Consider the following 4,763-nt stretch of genomic DNA (forward strand, 5'->3'; position numbering starts at 1 on the left):
TTGGGTTTCCTCCGCGCGTAGGGACGATGGCTCTTCCGCCTGGTCTTCCCCCGCTTTGCCCGGGCCAGGAAGGCGGCCACGCCTTCAACGCGGCCGTGCGCTTCCAGGTGGGCCAGGATACGGCCCACGGTGCGTTCGCTCACCCCAAAGCCTCGCTTCCTCAAACTCCACCAGATCGGCCAGCGGCCCCAGGTGCGGTTTTGTCTCCGCAAGTCTTCGATTGCGATGAGGAGTTCGGAGGTCCAGTGCACCTTCCGCCGTAGGCGTCTGGGTCGTTTGGGTTTCGGAAGAAGGCCTTTAAGCCCTTGGCCCTTGAGCCTCCTCCGCCAGCGGTAATAGGTGGCCCGGCTGATCCCCACCAGGGCCTGGATCTCGGGCCAGCTCACCCCGTGCTTCCTGAACGCCTCCACCTGCTTGAGCTTGCGTAGCCGTTCCTGGACCAGGGGGTCGCTGGCTCCGGCCGCTCCCAGCTCCTGGGCCTTCCTCGCTCCTTGCCATATCGCTTTGCCAACCGTGGTAAGCTGCACTTGGGGGACCTCCTTCAGGAGTCGGTCCCCCTCTTTTTATCCCACCTGGGGCTTCTAGAGTCTCACATGTGTCCGTCCAGGTTCATCAGTAGTTACTGCAATCAGCAATTACTGACTTCAGTTTGCCCCTATTTGCCAAGTTGGGTAAGATGCGCCCGTGGGGCTCTACAAGGGAATGGGGGAGGTGTGGAAGTACATCACGGCATGATACTGAGCGACCCGATGCTGCAAGCCCTGATGGACCTCCTGGGGATCCCCAAGGGGAGGACCGACCTGGGCGAGGAGGCGGTGCTGCTCTTGGCGGAGTGCCTCGAGGGGCAGGGGCGGGACGGGGCCCCGCTCCCGGTGAGCAGAGAAGTCTACCGCCGGGTAAGCGCCCTGAGCGAGCTATGCCTGTTCTGGGGCGTGGAGGAGAGGGTACGCCAGTGGGCACAGGCCATCCGCACGGAGCAAGCTTCGCAGAGCCAACCCCAACACCAGGCGGATCTTCCCAGGCTGCCCCCAGGAACCTGAAAGCGCACCCTGCAGCAGTTGAGGCCGGGTTTCCCCGGCCCCATGGCACTGAATAACGGCTACCTCTGAATGGGAACGTTTCTGAAGACCACCTTCTGCCAGTCCTTCCCGTCAAAGACCTCAAACTCGGTGTAGAGGATCTGGTCGGATCCACCGGTTCCTTCAGAAGCACGCAGGTAGATCCAGGTGTTCAGGGGGATCCCTGCGAGGAAATCCGTTCGGCCACCTGTAACTTCAAAGTAGCCACCTCCACCCTGCCACCCTCCCGAGAGGATGGTACGGGCACCATTGAAGCGCATCTGCAGCCTGGCGTCTTGCGAGGCCGTCACCGAGTAAGCAAACACCATTTCGTAACAGCATTTGACTCTGGGACCCTCCTTCAGTTCGAAGGTAAAGGGCCCCACGGTAAACTTTTTGTAGTCCCACACGCCACCCGCCGGAGCGGAAGGGCTCTGCGCCGGGGCCTGAACCTGCGGGGCCTGGGCCTGACCGATGGGAATCCCGCGCAGTTCCACGCCCCCCAGGTAGATGACCGCGAGGAAGCTTTCCTCCTTGGGCACCGAGGGAAACACCAGCTTCCCTACCGCGCGGTTCCCGGCAGGGAGGGCAAAGGTGCTGCGGGCGGCCTCTAGCCGACCTCCCTCTACGCTCAAATACCCCGGGTAGCTGAAACCCCGGGCGGAGATGGCCCGAATGCTCTGATGCTGAACGGTGACCTGCTGGTTGGTACGGGCGTTGCTCTGAATCTGGAGGGAGCAGACCGCCTTATCCTCTTGATCCCGGGCACAGCCCTGGAGCCTGAAGGTGGCGTTGAGCGTCTCCGAAAACACCTCCACAACGGGCCCCGAAGGTTTGGGCAGGTTCACCTGCTGGGCAAAAGACCAGGAAAGCAGCAACGTCAAGGCTGCAGAATAGATCCCAACGACGCTTCGCATATCCACCTCACCGTACGGCCAGACTCTTCGAAGTCTGGCCTTTTTACAGTGTACAACAAAGCTTGCACGCCACGTCCTTTTCCGCACACCGCGCGGGCCGCCTTGAATGAGGCAGCCATGACGGCACCGGTGCCAGCGCCCATTGCCCGGGTTGCCCCGGTTGGGTAAGATGCGCCCGTGGGGCTCTACTACACCGTGGAGGAGCTGGCCCGGACCCTCAAGGTCAGCGAGGAGGCCATCCGCAAGCGCCTGCGAGGGGGCGAGATCCGGGGCGTGCGGGTAGGGCGAACCTGGCGGGTGCCCCGCGAGGAGGCCGCCCGGCTGCTGGGCGGGAAGGAGGCCCTCGAGGCCTTCGACCGCGTGAAGGAGGGGGAGGCCAAGCCGTGAGGACGGCCGCCTCCGGGGGAAAGCGGTGAACCCCCTGGCCGAGATGGAGCTGGAGGTGCCCTTGCGGAAGCTCACCGACTACCTGCTCTCCCCCACCCACCCCTTGGGCCGGCACAAGGCCCGGTTCTTCGCGGCGCTGGGCTTCACCGCCGAGAACCCCCTGGACTTGGCGGAGGCCCTCAAACTACAGGCCCGCGTGACCCCCGAGGTGCAGGAGGAGGCTACCGCCTTCGGCCTCAAGTGGGCCGCTCGGGGGAAGCTCCTGAGTACCGGCATCGCCGGGCCGCCGGAGCGGCTTCACTTGGGTCCACGGGGCAGCGCCCGCGTGGTGAGCGTGTGGGTCGGGGAGGGCTGCGGGGGGGCGGAGCCGTGCACTCGTGGGCAGATTCCCGTTGGGACCGCTACGCGGTACGCCCGGGCGCGGCTGGTCACGGCCTATCCCGCGGAGGGAGGAAGAGGATGATCCGCGAGCTGGACAGCGTGGTGCTCCGGGTGGACAAGCCGGAACTCGGCCTCGAGGCCGGGGATGTGGGCACGGTGGTGCACGTCTGGGGGGAGGGTGAGGGCTACGAGGTGGAGTTCGCCACCCTCACCGGCCACACCCTGGGGGTGCTCACCCTCGCCCCCGAGGAAGTGCGGGCGGTGGAGGAGGGCGACCTGCTCCACGTACGCCGGGCGGAGGTCGCGTGAGGTATTGCGAGCGTTACTAGCACAGCTTAATTCCGACACAGAGCTACAGCAGGCAATCCAGAAGCGCCTCGGTAAATAAAGCTGCCAACTATGTTTCCGCCTGACTCCGACTACCGCGACGAGCGCTTATCCGAGTCCGACACCCGCTCGAAGCTCATCGATCCCGCGCTACGCCTGCGCGGGTGGACCGAAGCCCACATCCGCCGGGAGGAGACCGCGGGGGCGATCGACATCGTGGACGGCCGGGGCAAACGCCGCCGGGGCCGGACCGACTACACCCTCCGCGTGCGGGTGACGCCGGACGCCCAGCCCGTCGCGGTGGCCCTGCTGGAGGCGAAGAAGAACCAGCTTCCCCCCGACCACGGCCTCGAGCAGGCCCGGCTCTACGCCGACTCCAAACGGCTGAACGTGCCCTTCGTGTTCTCGTCCAACGGGTACTTCTGGGTCATGTTCGACCGGAGCACCGGCCTGACCTCCGAGCCTCGTCCCATGAGCGAGTTTCCCACCCCGGAGGAGCTCCGGGCGCGCTACGAGGCCATGATGGGCTTCCGCCTGGACAGCCCGGCGGCCCGCCCCCTTCTGGTGCGGTATCCGGGGGGAGAAGGCACCCGGCGCTACTACCAGGATGCCGCCATCCGCGCCACCTTGGAGAAGCTGGCCAGGGACGCCACCCAGGAGAAGCCGGGCCGGGCCTTGCTCACCCTGGCGACCGGAGCAGGGAAGACCTTCATCGCCGTGCAGCTTCTGAAGCGCGTCGCCGACGCAGGACAACTGCGCCGGGCACTGTTCATCTGCGACCGGGACGAGCTGCGGCAGCAGGCCCTCGCCGCCTTCACCAACGTCTTCGGGACCGACGCCGCCGAGGTCAAACGCAACCCCGACGGCAGCAACCACGCCAAGAACGCCCGCATCCACATCGCGACCTACCAGACCCTGGACGTGGGCAACGAGGACGGCACGGCCAACTTCTTGCTCGAGCACTACCCCGAGAACTACTTCAGCCACATCATCATCGACGAGTGCCACCGCAGCGCCTGGGGCAAGTGGAGCCAAGTGCTCCTGAGGAACCCGGACGCGGTGCAGATCGGCCTGACCGCCACCCCCCGGCAGCTCAAGCTCCCGGAGAAGACCGCAGGGGCCCTCGAGGACGAGGCCATCACCGCCGACAACATCCGCCACTTCGGGGAGCCGGTCTACGAATATGACCTCGCACAGGGCATCGAGGACGGCTATCTGGCCGCCTGCGAGGTGGTGCGGGCCCAGGTGGACATCGACGAGACCGGGCTGAGCATCGATCAGATCCTGGCGCTCAAACCCGTGGACGCCATCACCGGTCGGCCCTTAAGCCGCGAGGAGCTGGAGGAGCTTTACGAGAAGACCAGCTTCGAGGACCGCATCATGCTCCCCGACCGGGTCAAGGCCATGTGCGCCGACCTCTTCCAGCGGCTGCTGGAGACCGGGGGGCCAGAGCAGAAGACGGTGATCTTCTGCGTGCGCGACGCCCACGCCCAGGCCGTGGCCCGGGAGATGGGCAACCTCTACGCCGAATGGTGCCGGGAGAACGGCCAGGCCCCCAAGGTAGATTCCCTTAGGACTTACGCAGTTGCAGTTGACTGGACATTCTTCTGTGTGCTAGGAGGAGAGTGCTTAGCCAAGCTTCTCCAAAGGGGGTGATGCCCATGAACCCACCGAAGTGCGATGACCTGGACTA

Annotated in this window: 7 protein-coding genes; 5 read left to right on the plus strand and 2 right to left on the minus strand. The window is 65.4% G+C overall.

Translation table 11 applies throughout. From position 1 onward, the window contains the following. Positions 1-527, minus strand: a 527-nt coding sequence (locus tag G552_RS0113370; protein WP_036270974.1) for a helix-turn-helix domain-containing protein, incomplete at its 3' end; no start/stop codon positions are given. A gap of 186 nt (positions 528-713) precedes the next feature. Between G552_RS0113370 and G552_RS16425 the strand changes: the two genes are divergently transcribed. Then, on the plus strand, positions 714-1,040 hold the full coding sequence (locus G552_RS16425; RefSeq protein ID WP_156890757.1) for a hypothetical protein: 327 nt from the start codon (positions 714-716) through the stop codon (positions 1,038-1,040). 59 nt (positions 1,041-1,099) lie between these two features. Here G552_RS16425 and G552_RS0113380 read toward each other — a convergent pair whose 3' ends face one another. Continuing rightward, complete coding sequence (locus G552_RS0113380; protein ID WP_027883464.1) at positions 1,100-1,975, minus strand: hypothetical protein; 876 nt, start codon at positions 1,973-1,975, stop codon at positions 1,100-1,102. A 177-nt stretch (positions 1,976-2,152) separates the two neighbouring features. On the opposite strand from G552_RS0113380, the gene G552_RS0113385 reads away from it, so the two are divergent. The 4 genes from G552_RS0113385 (at position 2,153) to G552_RS15620 (ending at position 4,726) form a co-directional block, all read left to right on the plus strand. After that, on the plus strand, positions 2,153-2,362 hold the full coding sequence (locus G552_RS0113385) for a helix-turn-helix domain-containing protein (protein WP_027883465.1): 210 nt from the start codon (positions 2,153-2,155) through the stop codon (positions 2,360-2,362). 25 nt (positions 2,363-2,387) lie between these two features. After that, a complete protein-coding gene (locus G552_RS15895; protein WP_051195826.1) occupies positions 2,388-2,825 on the plus strand; it encodes a DUF6883 domain-containing protein in 438 nt (145 codons plus the stop codon). After that, positions 2,822-3,052: a DUF4926 domain-containing protein gene (locus G552_RS0113395; RefSeq protein WP_027883466.1), complete on the plus strand. Its 231-nt coding sequence runs from the start codon at positions 2,822-2,824 to the stop codon at positions 3,050-3,052. The genes G552_RS15895 and G552_RS0113395 overlap by 4 nt, the downstream gene beginning before the upstream one ends. 90 nt (positions 3,053-3,142) lie before the next feature. After that, complete coding sequence (locus tag G552_RS15620) at positions 3,143-4,726, plus strand: DEAD/DEAH box helicase family protein (protein WP_051195827.1); 1,584 nt, start codon at positions 3,143-3,145, stop codon at positions 4,724-4,726. Positions 4,727-4,763: the final 37 nt, after the last annotated feature.

The sequence above is a fragment of the Meiothermus rufus DSM 22234 genome (assembly GCF_000423425.1).
GTDB lineage: Bacteria > Deinococcota > Deinococci > Deinococcales > Thermaceae > Meiothermus > Meiothermus rufus.

What these genes read in the sequence shown, in the direction of transcription:
- G552_RS0113380 (WP_027883464.1), bottom strand. Translation starts at nt 1,975, where the DNA reads ATGCGAAGCGTCGTTGGGATCTATTCTGCAGCCTTGACGTTGCTGCTT.
- G552_RS0113395 (WP_027883466.1), top strand. Translation starts at nt 2,822, where the DNA reads ATGATCCGCGAGCTGGACAGCGTGGTGCTCCGGGTGGACAAGCCGGAA.
- G552_RS15620 (WP_051195827.1), top strand. Translation starts at nt 3,143, where the DNA reads ATGTTTCCGCCTGACTCCGACTACCGCGACGAGCGCTTATCCGAGTCC.